A 2,661-nucleotide genomic window follows, 5' to 3' on the forward strand; every position below is an offset into this window, starting at 1 on the left:
CCGATAACGGCTCATGCTACAGGTCCAAAGCCTTCGCCCGGATCCTGGCCGAAGCCGGTATCCGGCACAAACGCACCAGACCCTACCGGCCAGAGACGAACGGAAAAGTCCGTGAAGACTTATGGTGGTGCTGCGTTGGGTCCAGCCTGACCCCGGCCAAAGTCTGACCATGGTGTCCTTCGTTCGATTTGTCGACTGGACCTTGCGCAACACCGTAGAGTGCGCCGACCCGACGGATCTGGCCTGATAGCGCCTCTGTGTGTCAAGCCTCCAATGGTCGTGCAGGATCCGCCTGCAGAGGACATTGGAGAGGCGTCGTTTGAGTGCCCTGCGGACTTCGCGGGGTGTTTTTCCTTCGGCGGTTTTCTTCAGGTAGTGCTCCCGGCCTGGTCCGGGGTCACGGCTTTGGCAGACGGCCATGGTGTGCAGCACGGAATTGAGCTGCCGGTTGCCTCCGGTGTTGAGTCTGTGACGGTTTTGTTGGCCGCTGGAGGCGTCCAGGGGTGCTGTTCCGGTGTAGCTGGCGAAGTGTCAGGCGCTGGGGAACCTGGTGATGTCCCCGACATGGCCCAGGAGCTTTGCCGCGAGGACGACCCCGACTCCTGGGATTTCCTGCAGTGTCGTAGCGGACGCGGCCAGGGCGTCGCGGGTTTGTGCTTCGTCGTTTTTGATGCCGGCGTCGATGCGCCGCAGATCGGCCAGCAGTTCCCTGGCGAGTTCGCGTCTGAGCGCGTCGGTGGCTGTTGCCGGCCGGATGATACGCATCGCGGGGCAGCCTTTTCGGCGCTAAGGCCAGGCTCAACTTCTCCGGGTATCAGCTCGCGCAGGAGCCGGTGCAGGCGGCTGAGCAGCGCGCGTTCGTGGCCGAGGTCTTCGCGGCGTTCGGCCAGCAGGCGCAGAATTGTGCTCTGGTTTTCGGCCGCGACTGGGCGCAGACGCTCCTGCCGGAGTGCAGTGACGGCGACGGCGAACGCATCTGCCGAGTCGCTCTTACGGCCGCCGCCGGTGGAAAGAACCCTGACCTTCATGGCCAGTGTCGAGGGGACATCGACCACGGATTCCCCACCGGCCACCAGGATCTGGGCGATTCGGCGGCCCAGACCGTTGGCGCCCTCGATAGCGAATCTGCGTTCGGACCATTGCGCGGCCCAGCCCAGCAATTGCTTGGCCGTGCCTGCGTTGACCACGAAACGCCGCACCGCGAGCTGACAACCCGTGGGATCGATGGCTGAGGCGGTAATGGAGGATTTATGAGGGTCGATGCCGATAACGATCATGTCCGGGTTCCTTTCGCCAATGTCGGTGATGGATCACCCGTGGCGGGCACCCTGACTTGAAGTGTTTGCATGCCTCTGTCGAGCCACGCCCCGGGCGGGTGTCAGCGGCGCGGCACGCTATCAGTGAGCCAACCCGGACAACCGGGTGGCAAGGAGCTTGCGGACCTGTGCCGGCTGACACCCTGGACGCTACAAGACTGCAGATCCCGCAGCATCCCACCACCAATGGAACAAGTCAGGAGCTTGGACTAGAAGCCCCGTCACAGACCTGTCGCCCGCCCGGCCGGCTGGCTCGCCCTCATCCGTTCATTCATCCAGTACGGAAGGAACGTTTCCAGCATGACAATCCTGATCGAGGATGTCACGGTCATTGGTGGGGTCGACACCCACAAGCACACCTACTATGCCGCGGTGATCGATGGCCAAGGCCGGCTGCTCGGCCATCGGCAGTTCCCCGCCACCTCTCCCGGATACGCAGCATTGCACTCCTGGATGCGCGGCCATGGCACCTCGCCTCGATTGGGGTGGAGAGCACAGGATCATTCGGCGTCGCACTCTCGCGCGAACTGACCCGCCAACGCCAAATCTGATCGCCTTAGCCGAACAAATCGCTCGCGTCGTTCTGGGGAAATCTCCACACCATCCCGAAAAGCAATCAGGGACGATCGAGGTCATTTGAACCGTCCGCCTCACCCGGTCCATCGCCGTGAAAGCACGAACTCAAGCCTTCAACACCTTCGGCATCATGATCTGCTCTCCCTCAACGCTGCGCGACGGACTGGTCGACCTCACCAAAGGCACACTTGTGAACGGGTGCCTGCCACTCCGCCCCGAGACCGAGGATTCCATGTCACTAACAACCGACCCCAAACGGATGAATCTGGCAGGGACCAACCTTGCACAGCGCGACCTCGCGGGCCGTTGGAAGTCCTGGACGATGAGATCAAGCAGCTCAACGCTAAGATTGATGGGCACCGAAATTCCTGGACAGTTCCTGGTCACGGTCGGCGATAACACCGGCAGGATTCCGCAACGAGTCCGCGTTCGCGAAACTCTGTGGAGTCACACCGCAACCGGCCAGCAACGGACGGACAACCGGGTGGCACCGGCTCTCCCGCAGCGGCGATCACGCAGCAAACAGTGCGCTCTACATCATCGCTTTCGTCCGAATGCGCAGGCATGCACCCACCCGCGCCTAGGTCGAACGACGGCCCGCTGAGGGTCTCAGCAAATGCGAGATCATCCGATGCCTCAACCGTTACATCGCCAGGGAGATCTACGCCAACCTGCCCCAAACGACCGCTTGACAATATAGGAGCATCGAACGCTTCAACCGCATCCTGCTGGAAGAGTGAGCCTACGCCGCGGACCTTCGTCTCAGAAA

General features: G+C 62.2%; 1 protein-coding gene and 4 pseudogenes. 3 read left to right on the forward strand and 2 right to left on the reverse strand.

All coding sequences use genetic code 11. The features are described 5' to 3' along the window. Nucleotides 1-110 (forward strand): annotated as a pseudogene (locus AB4074_RS24625) (IS481 family transposase); the annotation flags it as partial. Nucleotides 111-435: 325 nt separating this feature from the next. Here AB4074_RS24625 and AB4074_RS24630 read toward each other — a convergent pair. Together AB4074_RS24630 and AB4074_RS24635 are read right to left on the reverse strand one after the other, a co-directional pair. After that, a pseudogene (locus AB4074_RS24630) lies at nt 436-765 on the reverse strand (transposase); the annotation flags it as partial. Between the two features lie 104 nt (nt 766-869). Next, nucleotides 870-1,277 (reverse strand): annotated as a pseudogene (locus AB4074_RS24635) (IS110 family transposase); the annotation flags it as partial. A 339-nt stretch (nt 1,278-1,616) separates the two neighbouring features. Between AB4074_RS24635 and AB4074_RS24640 the strand changes: the two are divergent. Beyond that, the gene (locus tag AB4074_RS24640) at nt 1,617-1,847 is read left to right on the forward strand and encodes a hypothetical protein (RefSeq protein ID WP_441415725.1); all 231 of its coding nucleotides are present in this window, start codon (nt 1,617-1,619) and stop codon (nt 1,845-1,847) included. 418 nt (nt 1,848-2,265) lie between these two features. Further along, nucleotides 2,266-2,584: pseudogene (locus tag AB4074_RS24645) on the forward strand (transposase); the annotation flags it as partial. Nucleotides 2,585-2,661: the final 77 nt, after the last annotated feature.

This window comes from Arthrobacter sp. 2MCAF14, from assembly GCF_052115645.1.
Taxonomy (GTDB): domain Bacteria; phylum Actinomycetota; class Actinomycetes; order Actinomycetales; family Micrococcaceae; genus Arthrobacter.